The sequence below is a fragment of the Kocuria marina genome (genome assembly GCF_000786655.1).
Lineage (GTDB): Bacteria > Actinomycetota > Actinomycetes > Actinomycetales > Micrococcaceae > Kocuria > Kocuria marina_A.
In genome coordinates this window covers 82,774-101,348 of the sequence record NZ_JROM01000007.1, presented here as the reverse complement: position 1 = coordinate 101,348, position 18,575 = coordinate 82,774, and the positions used below count along the sequence as shown (strand labels likewise).

The window sequence follows — 18,575 nt, the reverse complement described above, 5'->3', positions numbered from 1 at the left end:
AACGGACAGCACCCCCGGCAGCGGACATCCGCCGTCGGGGGTGCGTGCGCCGGGGGTGCATCCGCGTGAGAGGCCTCAGGCGGCGTCGCGCCGGAAGTTGTGCCGGTCCACGAGCGCCCACGAGGCCGCGGCGTTGACCGCGGCCACGGTGAACACCGAGGGCCACGCGCCGATCTTCTTGGCCAGCGGGTGGGACAGTCCGAACCCGGCGAGGTACAGCACGCTCAGGCCCGCGGTCGTGGCGGGTCCCGCGGAGCGGTACCACGTGCGCCCGGCGACCACGCCCTTCACGAGCAGGACCGCACCGCCCAGGGCGCGGACACCGCTCCACCGGGCTACGGCGTATCCACCGATGAGTCCGCCGGCCACCACGGCCGAGCTGGGCAGGGCCACGGCGGAGGGCAGCAGTTCGTCCAGCTCGTGCAAGGTTTCTTTGACGCTCACTCGGTGCCTCCCAGGAAGTCCTGCAGACGGGACAGGCCCTCGGCGAGATCGTCGTCGCCCAGGGCGTAGGACAGGCGCAGGTACCCGGACGGACCGAAGGCCTCACCCGGGACCACGGCCACCCCGGCCTTCTCGAGGATCAGTTCCGCGAGCTCCGCGCTCGTGGTGGGCGTGACGCCCGCGAACTCGCGGCCCAACAGCGCCGTGACGTCCGGGTATGCGTAGAACGCGCCGGTGGGGGTGGGGCACACCACGCCGTCGATCGCGTTGAGCCCCTCCACGATCTTCCGGCGACGCCGGTCGAAGGCCTCGCGCATGCGCTCCACCTGGTCCATGGGCCCGTTCAGGGCGGCCAGGGCCGCGCGCTGGGCCACGTTGTTCACGTTGGAACTGAGGTGGGACTGCAGGTTGGTCGCGGCCTTGACGACATCCGCGGGACCGACCAGCCACCCCACACGCCATCCGGTCATCGCGTAGGTCTTGGCCACACCGTTGAGCAGGATCAGGTGCTCGTGCAGCTCGGGGACGGCCTGGGCCATGGAGGTGAACTCCACGTCGTCGTACGTGAGGTGCTGGTAGATCTCGTCACTGATCACGAAGATGCCCTTGGACGCGGCCCACTCGCCCACGGCCCGGGTCTCCTCGGCGGTGTAGACCGCACCCGTGGGGTTGGACGGCGAGCAGAACAACAGGGCCTTGGTGCGTTCCGTGTACGCGGCCTCGAGCTGTTCGGGCGTGACCTTGTAGTCCTGCTCAGCACCCGCGAAGACCTCCACGGGATTGCCGCCGGCCAGCCGGATGGCCTCGGGGTAGGTGGTCCAGTACGGGGCGGGCAGCAGGACGTCGTCGCCGTCGTCCACGACCGTCTGGAAGGCCTGGTACACGGCCTGCTTGCCGCCGTTGGTCACGAGCACCCGGGAGGGCTCCACCGCCCAGCCGCTGTCGCGCTGCGTGGCCTGCGCGATCGCGGAACGCAGCTCGGGCAGTCCCGCGGCGGGGGAGTAGCGGAAGTTCTTGGGGTCCTCGAGGGCCTCCGCGGCGGCGGCCACGATGTAGTCGGGGGTCGCGAAGTCCGGTTCGCCCGCACCGAAACCGATCACGGGCCGCCCCTCGGCCTTGAGGGCCTTGGCCTTGGCGTCCACGGCGAGGGTCGCGGACTCCGCGATCGCCGCGATCCGACGCGAGATGCGCTGCTGCGCTGGTGACATGGTGATCATCTCTCCTGGGCTGACTGGACTAGGTGGACTATGTGGACCGACTGGGCTGTTCGGACCGACTGCGCTGCGCGGACCGACCGGGTCGTCCGCGAGGACGGACCGGCTCGTGGCCCGCAGGCGTACCCGCCCGCGAACCGGGCGGGGCCCGGGGGCCGAGCCGGGCGCGGACGCCGCTCCCCAGCTTAGGTGGCCCGGCCCGGGCTTTGCACGGGACGCGGCGGGCGCGTACCATGGTCTGTTGGTGCCGCCACCCGTGCGGTGCTCCCTGCGCCGTGATCCACTCTCGGCGGCGGGATGACGGGCCGATGATAGGCTCGGGCACCGGATTTCGTGTCGCGCATGAGGGCGACACGGTGTCGAAGGGCAGTGGCGCAATTGGTAGCGCAGCGGTCTCCAAAACCGCAGGTTGCAGGTTCGAGTCCTGTCTGCCCTGCTTCAGGACCCACAACGGCACGTACACCACCGCCGAGAAGTTGCTTCACGCAGGGGAGAGCCGATGTCGCACACCGTCACAGGACAGACCCCGGGTCAGCCTGCGGGTTCCGATCACAAGCGTGGGATCTTCGGCCGGATCTGGCTGTTCATCCGTCAGGTCGTGGGCGAGCTCAAGAAGGTCGTCACCCCGTCCCGCCGGGAACTGGTCAACTTCGTCCTGGTCGTGCTGGTGTTCGTGGCGTTCATGATGGTGTTGATCTCCCTGTTGGACCTGGGCTTCGGTCAGGTGGCCATTTGGCTGTTCGGTAACGGCGACCAGGCCCAGTAAGTCCTTCCACCACTTCCAGACGTCCACAGAAAGCAGGAATCCCCGGTGACCGACCACGAGCTCGACAACGACGACACCCAGCCCGCTCAGCTCGACTCCCTGATGGCGGACGCTGCGCGGGACGAGTCGGCGCAGAGCACGTCCGAGACCACCGAAGCCACGGATCCGCAGCAGGACACCGACGAGCAGACCGTGCAGGAAGCGGACCTGGACGTCGCCGAGGGTAACGGTGAGGCCGTGCCCGTGCCCACCGAGGACGCCGCCGCGACCGCGGAAGCCGCCGAGGACGATGTCGACCCCGTGGAGGAGTTCAAGGCCAAGTTGCGCCGTCAAGAGGGCGACTGGTTCGTGATCCACACCTACGCGGGGTACGAGAACCGCGTGAAGACCAACCTCGAGACCCGCATCCAGTCCCTCAACATGGAAGAGGACATCTTCCAGATCGAGGTGCCCATGGAAGAGGTCGTGGAGATCAAGAACTCGCAGCGCAAGACCGTGCGCCGCGTGCGGATCCCCGGCTACGTGCTCGTGCGCATGAACCTCACGGACGCCTCCTGGGGCGCGGTGCGCCACACCCCGGGTGTCACGGGCTTCGTGGGCCAGGACGCCTACAACCCGGTGCCGCTGCGCCTGGACGAGGTCTTCGACATGCTCGCCCCCACGTTCGAGACCCCCGAGAAGGCCAAGGGCCTGGGCGAGACCGCCGGATCCGGCGCGGGTGCCCAGGGTGGCGCCCAGCAGGTCACCGTGGACTTCGAGGTCGGCGAGTCCGTGATCGTGAAGGAGGGCCCCTTCGAGACCCTCCCGGCCACGATCTCCGAGATCAAGGTGGAATCCCAGCAGCTCGTGGTGCTGGTGTCCATCTTCGAACGCGAGACCCCCGTGACCCTCGGTTTCGACCAGGTCACCAAGATCTAGTCCCACAAGATTTCGGAAACCGGCCCCGGATGTGCTTTGGTCCGGGGTGTTTCCGTTCGGTCGCCGCGCCACGGCGACCACCCGCCGTCGTACGCTCCTGTGCGGCGGTACGCACAGCTAGAAGAAGGACCATCACATGGCTCCCAAGAAGAAGGTCGCAGGCCTGATCAAGCTGCAGATCCAGGCGGGCGCCGCCAACCCGGCTCCCCCCGTGGGTCCCGCGCTGGGTCAGCACGGCGTCAACATCATGGAATTCTGCAAGGCCTACAACGCGGCCACGGAATCCCAGCGCGGCAACATCGTGCCGGTCGAGATCACCGTGTACGAGGACCGCTCGTTCACGTTCGTCACCAAGACCCCGCCCGCCGCGCAGCTGATCAAGAAGGCCGCCGGCGTCGCCAAGGGCTCCGGTGTCCCGCACACCAACAAGGTCGGGAAGATCACCATGGACCAGGTCCGTGAGATCGCCGAGACCAAGAAGGAAGACCTCAACGCCAACGACGTCGAGGCCGCCGCGAAGATCATCGCCGGCACCGCCCGTTCCATGGGCATCGAGGTCAACTGAGCTCTCCCGAGCTCGTAACGAAGACAACCATCGTGGCAGGGCCGAGCGCGGCCCGCTGACCACAACTGCACAAGGAGAACAAGCAGATGGCACAGCGCAGCAAGGCATACCGGGCAGCTGCCGAGAAGATCGAGGCGGGCAAGTTCTACGCTCCCGCCGAGGCGGTCGCCCTGGCCAAGGAACTGGCCGAGAACAGCAAGTCCGATTCCACCGTAGAGGTGTCCATGCGCCTCGGTGTGGATCCCCGCAAGGCGGACCAGATGGTCCGCGGCACCGTGAACCTGCCCAACGGCACGGGCAAGACCGCCCGCGTGGTCGTGTTCGCGACCGGTGACAAGGCCGCCGCGGCCGAGGCCGCCGGTGCGGACTTCGTGGGTTCCGACGACCTGATCGCCAAGGTCCAGGGCGGTTGGACCGATTTCGACGCCGCCGTGGCCACCCCGGACATGATGGGCAAGGTGGGTCGCCTGGGCAAGATCCTGGGTCCCCGTAACCTCATGCCGAACCCCAAGACCGGCACCGTGACGATGGACGTGGCCAAGGCCGTGTCCGACATCAAGGGCGGCAAGATCGACTTCCGCGTGGACAAGCACTCCAACCTGCACTTCATCATCGGCAAGGCGTCCTTCGACGCCCAGAAGCTCGCCGAGAACTACGGTGCGGCGCTGGAAGAGGTGCTTCGTCTGAAGCCGGCCGCGTCCAAGGGTCGTTACATCACCAAGGCCACCGTGGCCACCACGTTCGGCCCGGGCATCCCCGTGGACCCGAACGCCACCGAGGTCACGACCCAGGCGTGATCGCAGGTACGTAACGGGGGAACGCTCGCGTTCCCTGCCGTCGAGGGAAGGGTCCGTGCCGTCACCGGCCGGACCCTTCTTTCCTGGGACGGCGGAAAACACCGTTACGAATTCATGATGTACTTGAGGCCGGGTTCCGAGGACGGGGCCCGTCGCCCGGGTGCCGTCCCGGCCGGGCGGCGCGGAAGGAGAGCACTGTGACGGAGCCGTCACCGGTACGCATCGAGTTGTTGCGCATCCCCGACACCTTCGACGACGAGGCGCAGCGGGTCCTGGGGCGCGTGGCCGCGCTCGTGCAGTCCTCCCGGCGACACGTGTGGGGCACCGGTCAGCTCAGCAACGGCGCCCACGACATCTTCCGGGACTTGCACGACCCCTACGAGCGCGTGAACATCCTGTGCGCGTACCTCGACGACCGTCTCGTGGGACGCGCCGAGGTGCGGATGCCCCTGATCGCGGACACGGACATGGCGCAGATCGTGGTGGACGTGGCCCCGGACGAGACTTCCGAGGGGATCGGGCGCGGTCTTCTGAGCGCGGCCGAGCAACTCGCGCGGGGTGAGTCCCGCCGGTTCATCCGGCTCGTGACCGAGCACCCCGCGTCCGAGGCGCGCGATCCCTCCGGCCCCGGGGACGGCAGTGCGGACGGTACGGCCGACGGCGGTGCGAGCCCCGTGACTCCCGTCCAGTGGCTCGACGCCGCCGATGGTTCCGGGCGCCTGCCCGCGAGCCACCGCCAGACGAGGTTCGCCCAGCACGCCGGGTACACCCTGCGCACGGTCAGCAGTTTCGCGCTCCTGCCCGTGCCGCTGGACGAACAGCGCGCCGCGCGCATCCACGAATCCCTCGAGGCCGTGCCGTTCGCGGACCACTACCGCCTGCACACGTGGGTGGGGGAGGCCCCGGACGAGCTCCTGGCCCCGCTCGCGCAGCTGCACGCCAAGATCCCCACGGACTCGTTCGTGCGACCGATCGTGGCGGACCCGGATCCGTGGGACGGCGCGCGGGTGCGCCGCACGGAACAGTTGCGGCAGGAGGACGGCGACCGGTCCCTGATGGCCGTGATCCAGGACGTGCGCACGGGCGAACTCGTGGGGATGACCGAACTGATCCTGGCGCAGCACCGCCCGGCCCTGGCGCTGCAGGACGAGACCCTCGTGGTGCGTACCCACCGCGGGCACCGGTTGGGGATGCGGCTCAAGCTCGCCAACCTCGAGCAGCTCGCGAACGTGGCCCCCGAGGTCAGGACCGTGTACTCGTGGACCCACAGCGGCAACGACCGGATGAACTGGGTCAACGCCCAGCTCGGCTTCCGGGACGCCGGTCAGTCCGCGATCTGGGAGCAGGACTTCAGCATCCACTGATCGCCGGGCCGGTCACTCACCACGGCAGGGGCAGCACCACGGTCTCCTGTCCGCGGACCAGCCCGTCCCGGGGCACGGACAACAGCCCTTGCGCCTCGGCGAGTCCGCGCACCATGTTGGAGCCCACCGCGCGGCACGGCACCCAGCCGTCCTCGTGCCGCCGGGCCGGAAGCAGTCGTTCGGAGCGGGCACCGGCCAGATCCTCCCCGGCGATCGCGGGGGCGAAAGGTTGCGGATCGCGACCCAGATGACCGGTCAGGAACGCCCCGCCCAGCAGCAGGAACGCCACCATGGCACCCAGGGGATTGCCGGGCAGTGCGAGCACCGCCGTGTCCCGTGCCGCCCCGAACAACGTGGGGTGACCGGGCATGAGATCCAGCTGGTCCACGAGCACGTGGCACTCGTCCTGCACCAGGGGGCGTACGAAGTCCGCGCGCGAGCGGGACGTGCCACCCGTGGTGACCACGAGGTCGTGCTCGGCACTCAGTTCGCGGAACAGCGAACGCAGCGCCGCGGCGTCGTCGGGACCGCGGCGCACCGTGACCGTGCGCCCGCCGAAGGCCTCCACCATGGGCGGCAGGGACATGCTGAACGCATCGCGCACGTACCCCGGAGCCGGGAGCCCGCTGGTACGCACCTCGGAACCCGTGAGCAGAAGGGCCACGCGCGGGACGGTATGCACCGGCACGTCGTCCCGTCCGGCCACGGCCAGGAACGCCGCGTGCGCGGGGGAGAGCACGGTGCCCGCCCGCACCACGGTCTCGCCCTCGGCGCATTCCGTTCCTGCGGGGCGGATGTGCCTGCCCGCGAGTTCCGTGCGCGGGCTCCCCTGGGACAGTTCCAGGACGTCACCGCGGCGGGTTGCGAACTCCTCGCGGATGACCGTGGTGGTGCCGTCCGGGATCACCCCACCCGTGACCACGGGGACGGCCGTGCCGGGCGCGAGAGTGACAGCGGACGCGGCACTCGGCAGCGGCGTGCCCGAGGACGGCGTAGCGCGGTCGGTCGGGTGATCATCCAGTCGTCGCCCGTCGGATCCCCCTGCGCGGGAGCCCGGGGCGACGACGCGCCACGGTCCCGGTCCGTGGACCGCGTACCCGTCCATCGCGCTCGAGGCGTAGTGCGGGACGGGGCATGCTGCGCGGACGTCGTGGGCCGCGGTGCGACCCGCCGCCCGGTCCAGGGGGACCACATCGACCGCGCCGCCGGGCCGGGAGTCCGCGAGCGCCGAACCGGCCCGGTGTGCGAGGGCCCGGGCGGCGTCGCGCGCCGCATGATGCAGGGGTTCGAGACCGCTGCTCCACGCGGGTGGGGTGGGACCGGGCATCCGATCAGCCCCCCGCGAAGGGCGGCAGGACGTCCACCGTGGCGGCCGGGGCCAGCGGGGACTCCGGGGCCCGGGCGGCCACACCGTCCACGAGCCACGAGCACTGCGGCAACACCTGGGCCAGCGTGCGTTCGCCCGGTGGGGCCACGGGGTGCAGGGTGACCAACAATTGCTGCAGCTCGGAGCGGGTCAGGGCCGTGGTGGTCTCCACGTGCTCTTCCTCGGTCCCGGCCGCGGCAGCGGCAGCGGCGAAATAACGCACGAGCACGGTCTCAGCCCCCGATCGCGCTCATGCTGCGGTCGGGCTGGACGTAGTCCCCGGAGTCGAGACCGGCGTGGTCCATCCCGTGGGCGCGCGGCTTGACCCACATCGCATCGCGCCAACGCTGGGCGATGTCCCGGTCCGAGGCGTCCGAGCGCAACAGGTGCATCAGATCCGTCTCGTGGTGGGAGAACAGGCACGAGCGCACGTGGCCCTCCGCGGTGATCCGGGTGCGCGTGCAGTCCTCGCAGAACGGTTCCGTGACGGACGCGATGATCCCCACGGTCCCCACCACGGTGTCCCCGCCGCGTTCCCGCACGAGGTACTTCTCCGCGGGGGCGCCCGCGCGGGGTGCGGTGTCCGGAGTGATGTCGAAGTCCCGGGAGAGGGCTTCGCGGATCTCGGCGGCCGTGACCATGTTCTTCCGGGTCCAGCCGTGGTCCGCGTCCAGGGGCATCTGCTCGATGAAGCGCAGGGCGCAGTCGTGGTCCAGGGCCCAGCGCAGCAACTCGGGAGCCTCGTGGTCGTTGACCCCGCGCATCAGCACGGCATTGAGCTTGACCGGGCTCATGCCGGCCTCCTGGGCGGCGGCCACGCCCTCGAGCGTCTGGGTGAGCCGTCCGCGGCGGGCGAGCTTCTCGTACGTGTCCGCGCACAGGGTGTCCAGGGAGATGTTCACGCGGGTCATCCCGGCGTCCGCGAGGGCCTGGGCACGCGCGGCGAGTCCGATGCCGTTGCTCGTCATGGACACGGGGATCCCCGGCATGCGCTCGGTCAGGGCGGCCACGAGTTCCTCGAGATCGGGGCGGATGAGCGGTTCCCCGCCCGTGAGTCGGATCTCCCGCACGCCGAAGTCCGAGACGGCGATGGCGGCCAGGCGCACGATCTCCGGGACCGTCAACAACGATTCACGCGGCAGCCACTGCATGCCCTCCGCGGGCATGCAGTACGTACACCGGAGGTTGCACTTGTCGGTGATGGAGATGCGCAGGTCCGTGGCGGTACGTCCGAAGCGGTCCGTCAACGGCCCCTGCGTGGGCACCCCGCGAACGGGGAGGACATGGGGATTACCGAGGAAAACGGACATACCGTCCAGTGTAGGTGCTGCCCCCAGCACGGGCGGAACCCCCGGCGGGGTGGCTACCCTGGAGCCATGTCCCGCTGTATCGAAATGCACCAGCGCACGCTGGTCGAGTTGCTCAACTCGGCGTCCCACGACGACGCCGCACTCCTGCCCCTCGCTCGCGCCGCGGGACGCGTGCTCGCCCGGGACCTCGTGGCGGAGGCGGACCTGCCGCCGTTGGCGAACTCGCAGATGGACGGGTTCGCGGTGCGCGTGGCCGATCTGACCCCCTCCATCCCGCCCCAGCCGGGGGATGCTGAAGCGATTGAACTGCCCGTCGCGGACGTGCGGCCCGCGGGTGCCGAACCGGTGCGGCACACACCCGGTACCGCGACCGCCGTGATGACCGGGGCCGTGCTCCCCGAGGGTGCGGACGCGGTGATCCCCGTGGAACGGGTGCGTCCCCCGCGCTTCGACGTCCCGGCCGTGACGATCAGCCCCGACGTCGCCCGGTCCGTCACCGAGGGCACCTTCGTGCGAGCGGCCGGGAGCGACGTCGCCCGCGGCGCCGTGGCGCTGCCCGCCGGAACGCGGCTGGGGGCTGCGGCGCTCGGTGCGTGCGCCGCGCTCGGACTGGGCCCGGGGACCGAGGTGTCCGTGCGCACCGGACCGCGTGTGGTCGTGGTGAGCGGAGGGGACGAGATCGCGCCCGACGGGCACGCGCCGCGCCCCGGGATGTACCACGACGCCAACGGCCCCTTGCTGGCCGCGTGGTTGTCCGAGGCGGGCGCCGAATCGGTGACCCGGGTCCGTGTGGACGACGACCCGGACGCCTTCGTGCGAGCCCTGGATCACGTTGTCACCGAGGCACGACCCCGCCTCGTGATCACGAGCGGCGGGATCAGCGCGGGCGCGTTCGAGGTCGTGCGCCAGGGCCTCGAGCGGGAGGGCCGGGACACGTGGTTCGACCACGTGGCCATGCAACCGGGAGGCCCCCAGGGACACGGCACGTTCCGTGGCGTGCCCGTGATCTGCCTGCCCGGTAATCCCGTGAGCACGTGGGTCTCGTGCGAGGTCTTCGTGCGTCCCGCGCTCGCGGCCGCGTGGGGGTGTTGCCCGTCGGCGCGGTGGTTCACGGCCGAACTGGGCGAGGCGGTTCGACCGCTGGACACCAGGACCCAGCTGCGCCGCGGGAGTATGGAACACCCGGGGGACGGAACGGTCCCGCGCGTGCGTCTCGTGGGGGGAGCGTCGTCGCACCTGCTGAGCGCCGCCGCCCATGCGGACGTCCTGGTGCGCATCCCGCCCGGGGAGCACGAACTCGCTGCCGGGACGACCGTGGCGGTGCTGCCGGTGGACGGCGGCGTGCTGCCCGCGGACGACGCCCCGGTACCCGCGGGCGCAGCAGACGGAACGGAACGAACAGGAGAGCCAGCGTGAGCGAACGAGAGCCGGAGCCCGGACAACAGCACCTGACACACGTGCGGGAGGACGGCACGGCGCACATGGTGGACGTGAGCGAGAAGGCGGTGACCTCGCGCGAGGCCACCGCGCAGGCCGTGCTCGTGACCCGCCCGGACGTGATCGACCTGCTGGCCTCGGGGGGTCTGCCCAAGGGGGACGCGCTCGCCGTGGCGCGCGTGGCCGGGATCATGGCCGCCAAGCGCACCCCGGACCTCGTGCCCCTGTGCCACCCGCTGCCCCTGAGCAAGGTGACCGTGGACCTCACCCCGCGCGAGGACCGCGTGGTGATCGAGGCGACCGTGCGCACCCGCGGTGTGACCGGCGTGGAGATGGAGGCCCTCACCGCGGCGAGCATGGCGGCGCTGACCCTGTACGACATGATCAAGGCCGTGGACAAGGCGGCCACGATCACCGACACCCGCGTGCTCGCCAAGTCCGGCGGCAAGAGCGGCGATTGGAGCGCCCGATGAGTGAGCACGCGGATCCGGCCCACGGCCGTCCGTCCCGTCGACACGAGGTGGGCGACACCCACCTGGAGGGGCGCAGCGCCGTGGTGGTCGTGGTGTCCAGCTCGGCGGCGTCGGGCGCGGCGGAGGACCGTTGCGGGCCGCTACTGCGGGACTGGTTGCGGGGCCGCGGCCTGGACGTGACGCTGCGCGTGATCCCGGACGGGCCCGAGGTCCTCGAGCTGCTGCGCAACCTCACATCGGCGTCCGGGCCTGCCGCCCCGCGGTTCGTGATCACGACCGGGGGCACCGGACTGAACTCGGACGACGTCACGCCCGAGTCCACGGCCCGGGTGCTGGAGCGCGAGTCGCCGGGGATCATGCACGCGCTGTGGAGCGCGGGGCTGCAGAAGACCCCCACGGCCGTGATGAGCCGCGGGGTCGCGGGGCACACCGGCCAGACCTTCATGGTGAACCTCCCGGGTTCGCGCGGGGGCGTCAAGGACGGGATGACCGTGCTGGACCCCCTGCTGGGCCACATCAGCGCACAGCTCGAGGACGTGCACGGTCACGGGGAGGACCGCTCCGTGACGCGCTCCGCGCAGGGGGAGGTCGTCCCCGCGGCGGTCCCGGACTCCCCGGGCCACGCCGAGCGCACGGACGTGCCCGGCCATGACGCCGCCCCCGCCGCGGGCACGGTCGGCGCGCGGGTGCCCGCAGCGTCGTCGTCGTCCGACGACGACGCCGCGCCGGGCGCCGAGCCCTCGACGGGCGAGGTGCTGCTGGCGCTCGTCACGACCGACCCCCTGGATGCGGCCGAGGCGCAGCGTGCGGTCCAGCACCCGCGGTGCGGGGCGGTCGTCGGGTTCAGCGGCGTGATCCGCGACCACGACGGCGGCAAGGACGGTGTCACGGCGCTTGAGTACAGCGCCCACCCCAGCGCGGGCGAGGTCATGCGGGACGTGGTCGGTGAGATCGCGAGCGCCCACCCGGACGTGCGCTTGTGGGCCGCGCACCGGATCGGCGCGCTCGCCGTGGGGGACAGCGCGCTCGAGGTGGCCGTGGCCGCGGGACACCGTCGCGAGGCGTTCGAGGCGTGCGCACAGCTCGTGGACCTCATCAAGGAACGCGTGCCCATCTGGAAGCGGCAGAGCTTCGAGGACGGGCAGCACAACTGGGTGGGGCTGGACGCCTGAGATGGCCGCTCGGATCATCGTCCCCGCCCGCGTGCGCACGTTCGACGCCCACGGGGAAGTGCGCGCGGGTCCGGACCGGCTCGCGGGGGAGGAACCCCTGGAGATCCGGCTGAACGGGCAACAGTTCACCGTGACCATGCGCACGCCCGGGGACGACTTCGAACTCGTGACGGGGCTGCTGCTGAGCGAGGCCGTGATCACGGAGGTCTCGCACATCGTGAAGATGGACTACCGCTCGGGCGTGGACCAGGACGGGCACCGCACGTACAACGTGGTGGACGTCCGGCTCGCACCGGCGGCCCCGGGGCCGCGCGCGGACGCCCAGCGCCAGGTGTTCACATCCTCGTCGTGCGGGGTGTGTGGCACGCCGTCGTTGGACGGGGTGGTCAAGTCCTCCGCGTACCCCGTGGCGCACCCGCGTCCACTCGTCACCGCGGCGCGGCTCGTGTCCCTGCCGGATGAGTTGCGGGAGCACCAGCGGGTCTTCTCCGCCACGGGCGGGGTGCACGCGGCGGCGCTGTTCCCCGTGGGCCGGGACGAACCCCTCGTGGTCCGGGAGGACGTGGGCCGGCACAACGCCGTGGACAAGGTCATCGGGTGGGCGGTGCAGCGAGGACTGCTGCCGCTGCACGAAGCGGTCCTGCAGGTCTCCGCTCGGGCGTCGTTCGAACTTGTGAGCAAGGCCGCCATGGCCGGGATCCCCGTGCTCTCCGCGGTCAGCGCACCCTCCGCACTCGCCGTGACCCACGGGCGGGAGCGCGGGGTCACGGTCGTGGGGTTCAACCGCAAGGGTCGGTGCAACGTCTACACCCACCCGGAGCGCATCACGGGGGAGGGAACCGAGGAGTGAACCGGGCCCTGCCGATCTGGTGGGCGCCCGCGCCCCGCCGATTTGGTGGGCGCCCGCGCCCTGGGGTACGGTGGAGGCACCAAAGACCGCCGGTCATCACGCGTGCCCCGGTACGCGCGATCTAAGAGGTTCTCGGAAACGTGAACCGTCCAGCGCAGGTGAACCAGCACGAATTCCGCTCCTCAAAACCGCATTTTCATGCGTGTGATCAGGGCGTGGTCTCGAGCCCCGGGCATCTGCGCGGGGCTTTTTTCGTGTCCTCGTACGGGACGCGGGCCGGCACCCACATGTAAGGAAGGAGCACCATGGCGAATCCTGAAAAGGCTGCCGCGGTTGCGGAGTTGAAGGAATTCTTCTCCAACTCGCACGCTGCCGTCCTGACGGAGTACCGCGGTCTCACCGTGGCTCAGCTGAAGACGCTGCGCCGTTCCCTCGGTGAGAACGCCGAATACGCCGTGGTGAAGAACACGCTCACCGCCATCGCGGCTCGCGAGTCCGGTATCGACGCGTTCGAGGGCAAGCTCACGGGCCCCTCGGCCATCGCGTTCGTCTCCGGTGACGCCGTCGAGGCCGCCAAGAGTCTGCGTGACTTCGCCAAGGACAACCCCCAGTTGGTCGTCAAGGGCGGTTACCTGGATGGCGTCGCGATGGACGAGTCCGAGATCAAGAAGCTCGCGGACCTCGAGTCCCGCGAGGTTCTGCTGGCCAAGGTCGCCGGCGCCGCCAAGGCGTCGATGTCCAAGGCTGCTGCGCTGTTCCAGGCCCCGCTGTCCAAGACCGTGCGCACCGCCGAGGCCCTGCGCGCCAAGCTGGACGAACAGGGCGAGAACGCCGCCTGATCCCTTCGGGGACCCGGTTGCGGGGTCCCGGGCGAGCGCCCGGGAAACACCCGTGTTCTTCCCACGCACACCTCGCCGGCGCCACCAGCACCGGCACCACGTACAAGTAAGGAGCCAATACCATGGCTAAGCTGACCACCGAAGAACTCATCGAGGCCTTCAAGGAACTGTCCCTCATCGAGCTGTCCGAGTTCGTGAAGGCGTTCGAGGAGACCTTCGACGTCACCGCTGCCGCCCCCGTGGCCGTGGCCGGTGCCGCTCCCGCCGGCGGCGACGCTGGTGGGGCCGAGGAGGAGAAGACCGAGTTCGACGTCATCCTCGAATCCGCCGGTGACAAGAAGATCCAGGTCATCAAGGAAGTTCGCGGCCTGACCTCCCTGGGCCTGAAGGAGGCCAAGGACCTCGTGGACAGCGCTCCCAAGGCCGTCCTCGAAGGCGCCACCAAGGAAGCCGCTGACAAGGCGAAGGAAGCCCTCGAGGGCGCCGGCGCCTCCGTCACTGTCAAGTGATCCACGGCGCCTCGTGCGCCCGCCGTGTCCCGTGACGTGACCCCCGGGTCCGTCCGGCACGACATCACCGCGAAACCCCGCACCGATCGTCGGTGCGGGGTTTTGCGCATTCCCCGTAGCGGTGTGATGTGCGAAACTGTGTGTGACCATCTGGCCGTCACCGTGCGGCGGGAGAGCATGGCGGATCCCCGTGATCCGGGTCCTCGTGACCAGGAAAAGCAGGGCATCGCGCCATCGCCGAAGGAGCAAACCCTCCCCGGGAATCTCTCAGGCACCCGTACCGCCGCACCGGGCCACTCTGAAGAGCTCACCCCGTCACGGGGAGAGCACCGACGGGGCAGGTCGACGGGCGCGAGCTGCTGCGCCCGCCGGCGAAATCTCTCAGGTTGCGATACAGAGCGGGGAGGACTCACCGGGCCCTCGCGCGCCCACAAGCAGCCCAGGAGACCCTCGTATGTCCTTCCTGTCACGCCACATCGGCCCCGACGCCGATGACATGACCGTCATGCTCCGCACCGTGGGGGTAGCCAGCCTCGACGAACTGATCGACCGCGCCGTCCCCGAGAGCATCCGTGTCCGGGACGCCCTGGACCTGCCGGAACCCCTCGACGAGCCCGAGGCCCTCGCAGCCCTGCGCTCGATCGCTGCGCGCAACACCGTGATGCGCCAGATGATCGGGCAGGGCTACCACGACACCGTGACGCCCGCAGCGGTCCGTCGCAACATCCTGGAGAACCCCGGGTTCTACACGTCCTACACGCCGTACCAGCCCGAGATCTCCCAGGGCCGGCTCGAGCTGCTGCTCACGTTCCAGAACGCGGTGATCGACCTCACCGGTCTCGAAGTGGCGAACGCGTCCCTGTTGGACGAGTCCTCCGCCGTGGCCGAGGCCGTGCTCATGATGCGCCGTGCCAACCGCCGCTCCAAGAGCCCGCGTGTGCTCGTGGACAGCCGCAGCCTGCCCCAGACCCTCGCCGTGCTCACGGGCCGCACCCGCGCCGCGGGCATCGAGCTCGTCACCGCGGACCTCGGTGATCCCGACGCCGCCGCGCGGGCGGTCTCGGAGGGTGACGTCTTCGGCGTCGTCGTCGCGCAGATCGGTGCGGACGGGGACGTCACGGATCCCACCGCGGTGATCGACGCCGCGCACGAGGCGGGCGCGCTCGTGACCGTGAGCACCGACCTGCTCGCCTTGACCATGCTGCGCAGCCCGGGTGAGCTGGGCGCGGACATCGCGGTCGGTTCGGCCCAGCGCTTCGGGGTGCCCCTGTTCTTCGGGGGCCCGCACGCCGCGTTCATGGCGACCCGCAAGGGTACCGAACGCTCCCTGCCGGGGCGCATCGTGGGGGTGTCCACCGATTCCTCGGGCGCACCCGCGTACCGGCTCGCGCTGCAGACACGTGAGCAGCACATCCGACGCGAGAAGGCGACCTCCAACATCTGCACGGCGCAGGCCTTGCTCGCGATCGTGGCCGCGGCCTACGCGGTGCACCACGGTCCCGTCGCACTGCGTGCCCTCGCCGAGCGGCTGCACGGTCTCGCCACGGAGCTCGCCGCCGGGTTGCGGGAGCGCGGGATCGACGTCGCCCACGAGCGGTTCTTCGACACCGTGACCTTCTCCGCGCCGGGCCGGGCGGACGGCATCGTGGCCGCGGCCGCGGACCGCGGGATCAACCTCCGCCGCATCGACCAGGACACGGTGGGCGTGAGCTTCGGTGAACCCCATACGCAGCGGGACGTCCAGGACGTGCTCACCGCGGTGTCCGAGGCGTGCGGCGCGCGCACCTCGGACTCCGGGGAAGCCGCGAGCGCGGACGCACTGCCGGACGAGTGGCTGCGCACGGACGAGTACATGACCCACCCGGTCTTCCACACGCACCGCTCCGAGACCTCGCTCATGCGGTGGCTGCGCGAACTCTCCGACAAGGACCTGGCGCTGGACCGCACCATGATCCCGCTGGGCTCGTGCACCATGAAGCTCAACGCGGCGGCGGAGATGGAACCCATCTCGTGGCCCGAGTTCGCGAGTATCCACCCGTTGGCCCCTGCGGATCAGACCCGGGGCTGGACCGAACTGATCGAGCAGTTGCAGACATGGCTCGCGGAGATCACCGGCTACGCGGCGGTGTCCGTGCAGCCCAACGCCGGTTCGCAGGGTGAACTCGCGGGTCTGCTGGCCATCCGGCGGTACCAGCTGGCCCGCGGCGAGGGTCAGCGCAAGACGATCCTCATCCCGTCCTCCGCGCACGGGACCAACGCGGCGTCGGCCGTGCTCGCGGACCTCAAGGTCGTGGTCGTGGTGACCGCCGCGGACGGCACGATCGACCAGGCGGACCTCGCGGCCAAGATCGAGGCGGTGGGGGACGAGCTCGCGGGCATCATGGTCACCTACCCCTCGACCCACGGCGTCTACGACACGGACATCACCGAGGTGTGCGCCGCGGTGCACGACGCCGGTGGTCAGGTCTACGTGGACGGCGCGAACCTCAACGCGCTCATGGGTCTGGCACGGCCCGGCCGCTTCGGCGGGGACGTGTCGCACCTGAACCTGCACAAGACCTTCTGCATCCCGCACGGCGGCGGCGGGCCCGGTGTGGGTCCCGTGGCCGTGGCCGAACACCTCGTGCCGTACCTGCCGGGCAACCCGGCGGACGCGGACCTGGACGAGCACGGCGCGGGCTTCCCCGTGGCGCAGGCTCCCTACGGTTCCGCGGGGGTGCTGCCCATCACGTGGATGTACATCGCCATGACGGGCGCGCAGGGGCTGACCGAGTCCACGCGCACCGCGGTGCTCGGGGCCAACTACATCTCCCGCGCGCTCGCGGACGTGTTCCCCACGCTGTACACCGGGGACGGCGGGCTCGTGGCCCACGAGTGCATCCTGGACCTGCGACCCATGACCAAGGCCTCCGGCGTCACGGCCGAGGACGTGTGCAAGCGCCTCGTGGACTTCGGGTTCCACGCGCCCACGCTCGCGTTCCCGGTCGCCGGGACCCTGATGGTCGAGCCCACCGAGTCCGAGGGCCTCGAGGAACAGGACCGGTTCATCGCCGCGATGCGCACGATCCACGCGGAGATGCAGGAGATCGCGGACGGCACCGTGTCCCTCGAGGACTCCGCGATCCGCAATGCCCCGCACACGGCCCAGGTGCTCACCGCGGACGAGTGGCAGCGCGCCTACCCGCGCTCGCAGGCCGCCTACCCGGTCGCGTCCCTGCGCCGGGTCAAGTACTGGCCCCCCGTGGGCCGGATCGACAACGCCGCGGGGGACCGCAACCTCGTGTGCGAGTGCCCGCCCATCGAGGCGTTCGACGCCGCGTACGACACCGCAGCAGTAGCACAGGAGGAGACCCGATGAGCGAGCAGCGCACCGCACTGTACGAGGCCCACGAGCGGCTGGGGGCGAGGTTCACCGACTTCGGTGGCTGGACCATGCCCGTGCGCTACGCGAGCGACACCGCCGAGCACCACGCGGTGCGCCGCGGCGCCGGGATCTTCGACCTGTCCCACATGGGGGAGGTCTCGGTCTCGGGTCCGCAGGCCGGCGCGTTCCTGGACCACGCCCTCGTGGGTGTGCTCTCCGGGCTCACGGTGGGCCGCGCCAAGTACTCGATCATCGTGGACGAACAGGGCAGGATCCTGGACGACCTCATTACCTACCGTACGGACGAGGACGAATACCTCGTGGTGCCGAACGCGGGCAACCAGGAGACGGTCGTGCGTGCGCTCCAGGAGCGCGCCCAGGGCTTCGACGTGCGCGTCACGGACAGCGGTCCGGCGACGTCGCTGATCGCCGTCCAGGGCCCGCGCGCCCTCGAGGTGCTCGAGGCCACGCGTTTGGAACCGGCCGAGGACGTCGCCGCGCTGAAGTACTACGCGTGCGTGCGCGCACGCTGCGCGGACGTGGCCGTGCTCGTGGCCCGCACCGGGTACACGGGCGAGGACGGTTTCGAACTGTACTGCGACAACCAGGACGCGCCCGTGCTGTGGGACGCGCTCCTGGCGACCGCGGCCGAGCTCGGCACGGAGGAGGCCCCCGTGGGAGCGGCGGGTCTCGCGGCGCGCGACTCCCTGCGGCTCGAGGCCGGGATGCCGCTGTACGGTCACGAACTGTCCACGGAGATCACCCCGGTCGAAGCGGGACTCGGCAAGCTCGTGGAGATCGCCCTGCGCAAGAAGGCGGAGGCCGGCACCACCACGGTCGGCGAGGACGTGCTCGCGGCGATGCTGGAAGGCACGCCCGAACGCACCCTCATCGGTCTGGAGGGCCTGGGTCGCAAACCCGTGCGCGCGGGCTACACCGTGCACGTGGGGGAGCGCACCGTGGGTGAGGTCACGAGCGGGCTGCCCTCGCCCACGCTGGGCAAGCCGGTGGCCATGGCGCTCGTGGCCACGGACGCCGTCGACGGGATCGACGCCGGTGAGGTGAGCGTCCAGGACGCACGCGGGCGCGCCGTGGAGGTCACGCGCACCGCGCTGCCCTTCTACAAGCGGTCCTGAAGGGTGGTGTGGGGAGCGAGCCGCCCGGAGTAGTCTCTAGGCAGGCCCGCT

At 70.6% G+C, this 18,575-nt stretch carries 18 protein-coding genes, 1 tRNA gene and 1 riboswitch; of the genes, 14 read left to right on the top strand and 5 right to left on the bottom strand.

Annotation, left to right across the window (positions count from 1 at the left end; genetic code table 11):
- Positions 1-75 precede the first annotated feature (75 nt).
- Together AS25_RS01130 and AS25_RS01125 are read right to left on the bottom strand one after the other, a co-directional pair.
- Complete coding sequence (locus AS25_RS01130; protein ID WP_052160598.1) at positions 76-444, bottom strand: hypothetical protein; 369 nt, start codon at positions 442-444, stop codon at positions 76-78.
- Positions 441-1,661 (bottom strand): pyridoxal phosphate-dependent aminotransferase, encoded by a 1,221-nt coding sequence (locus tag AS25_RS01125; protein WP_084117930.1) that lies wholly within the window; start codon positions 1,659-1,661, stop codon positions 441-443. The genes AS25_RS01130 and AS25_RS01125 overlap by 4 nt, the downstream gene beginning before the upstream one ends.
- A gap of 360 nt (positions 1,662-2,021) precedes the next feature.
- Here AS25_RS01125 and AS25_RS01120 point away from each other — a divergent pair.
- The 6 genes from AS25_RS01120 to AS25_RS01095 all read left to right on the top strand — a co-directional run bounded on the left by AS25_RS01120 (position 2,022) and on the right by AS25_RS01095 (position 6,068).
- Positions 2,022-2,094, top strand: a tRNA-Trp gene (locus AS25_RS01120).
- Positions 2,095-2,157: 63 nt separating this feature from the next.
- Positions 2,158-2,424 carry a preprotein translocase subunit SecE gene (gene secE, locus AS25_RS01115; protein WP_035959935.1) on the top strand — a complete coding sequence of 89 codons (267 nt, stop codon included), beginning with the start codon at positions 2,158-2,160 and terminating at the stop codon, positions 2,422-2,424.
- A gap of 45 nt (positions 2,425-2,469) precedes the next feature.
- Complete coding sequence (gene nusG / locus AS25_RS01110; protein ID WP_035959922.1) at positions 2,470-3,342, top strand: transcription termination/antitermination protein NusG; 873 nt, start codon at positions 2,470-2,472, stop codon at positions 3,340-3,342.
- A gap of 136 nt (positions 3,343-3,478) precedes the next feature.
- Positions 3,479-3,907: a 50S ribosomal protein L11 gene (rplK, locus tag AS25_RS01105; RefSeq protein ID WP_035959909.1), complete on the top strand. Its 429-nt coding sequence runs from the start codon at positions 3,479-3,481 to the stop codon at positions 3,905-3,907.
- An 86-nt stretch (positions 3,908-3,993) separates the two neighbouring features.
- A complete protein-coding gene (gene rplA / locus AS25_RS01100) occupies positions 3,994-4,704 on the top strand; it encodes a 50S ribosomal protein L1 (protein ID WP_035959904.1) in 711 nt (236 codons plus the stop codon).
- Between the two features lie 197 nt (positions 4,705-4,901).
- Complete coding sequence (locus AS25_RS01095; RefSeq protein WP_035959902.1) at positions 4,902-6,068, top strand: GNAT family N-acetyltransferase; 1,167 nt, start codon at positions 4,902-4,904, stop codon at positions 6,066-6,068.
- Positions 6,069-6,084: 16 nt separating this feature from the next.
- On the opposite strand, the gene AS25_RS01090 is transcribed toward AS25_RS01095, so the two are convergent.
- From AS25_RS01090 to moaA, 3 genes are read right to left on the bottom strand one after another with little or no spacing between them, the layout of a single operon-like run.
- Entirely contained in the window at positions 6,085-7,395 is a 1,311-nt protein-coding gene (locus AS25_RS01090; protein ID WP_084117929.1) for a molybdopterin molybdotransferase MoeA, read from the bottom strand.
- Positions 7,396-7,399: 4 nt separating this feature from the next.
- A complete protein-coding gene (locus AS25_RS01085; protein WP_035959901.1) occupies positions 7,400-7,663 on the bottom strand; it encodes a MoaD/ThiS family protein in 264 nt (87 codons plus the stop codon).
- A gap of 4 nt (positions 7,664-7,667) precedes the next feature.
- Positions 7,668-8,744 (bottom strand): GTP 3',8-cyclase MoaA, encoded by a 1,077-nt coding sequence (gene moaA, locus AS25_RS01080; RefSeq protein ID WP_084117928.1) that lies wholly within the window; start codon positions 8,742-8,744, stop codon positions 7,668-7,670.
- A 66-nt stretch (positions 8,745-8,810) separates the two neighbouring features.
- On the opposite strand from moaA, the gene AS25_RS01075 reads away from it, so the two are divergent.
- The 8 genes from AS25_RS01075 (at position 8,811) to gcvT (ending at position 18,524) form a co-directional block, all read left to right on the top strand.
- Positions 8,811-10,160: a molybdopterin molybdotransferase MoeA gene (locus tag AS25_RS01075; protein ID WP_084117927.1), complete on the top strand. Its 1,350-nt coding sequence runs from the start codon at positions 8,811-8,813 to the stop codon at positions 10,158-10,160.
- Complete coding sequence (gene moaC, locus AS25_RS01070) at positions 10,157-10,654, top strand: cyclic pyranopterin monophosphate synthase MoaC (RefSeq protein ID WP_035959890.1); 498 nt, start codon at positions 10,157-10,159, stop codon at positions 10,652-10,654. Before AS25_RS01075 ends, moaC begins: the two co-directional genes overlap by 4 nt.
- Entirely contained in the window at positions 10,651-11,826 is a 1,176-nt protein-coding gene (locus AS25_RS01065) for a molybdenum cofactor biosynthesis protein MoaE (protein WP_052160595.1), read from the top strand. The genes moaC and AS25_RS01065 overlap by 4 nt, the downstream gene beginning before the upstream one ends.
- A gap of 1 nt (position 11,827) precedes the next feature.
- Complete coding sequence (fdhD, locus tag AS25_RS01060; RefSeq protein WP_035959885.1) at positions 11,828-12,676, top strand: formate dehydrogenase accessory sulfurtransferase FdhD; 849 nt, start codon at positions 11,828-11,830, stop codon at positions 12,674-12,676.
- 305 nt (positions 12,677-12,981) lie between these two features.
- Entirely contained in the window at positions 12,982-13,515 is a 534-nt protein-coding gene (gene rplJ, locus AS25_RS01055; RefSeq protein WP_035959878.1) for a 50S ribosomal protein L10, read from the top strand.
- Between the two features lie 122 nt (positions 13,516-13,637).
- Positions 13,638-14,024 (top strand): 50S ribosomal protein L7/L12, encoded by a 387-nt coding sequence (gene rplL, locus AS25_RS01050; RefSeq protein WP_035959869.1) that lies wholly within the window; start codon positions 13,638-13,640, stop codon positions 14,022-14,024.
- Between the two features lie 158 nt (positions 14,025-14,182).
- A riboswitch (glycine riboswitch) is annotated at positions 14,183-14,317 on the top strand.
- A gap of 161 nt (positions 14,318-14,478) precedes the next feature.
- Entirely contained in the window at positions 14,479-17,382 is a 2,904-nt protein-coding gene (gene gcvP, locus AS25_RS01045; protein WP_035959861.1) for an aminomethyl-transferring glycine dehydrogenase, read from the top strand.
- A complete protein-coding gene (gcvT, locus tag AS25_RS01040; protein WP_035959853.1) occupies positions 17,379-18,524 on the top strand; it encodes a glycine cleavage system aminomethyltransferase GcvT in 1,146 nt (381 codons plus the stop codon). Before gcvP ends, gcvT begins: the two co-directional genes overlap by 4 nt.
- The last annotated feature ends 51 nt before the right edge of the window (positions 18,525-18,575 follow it).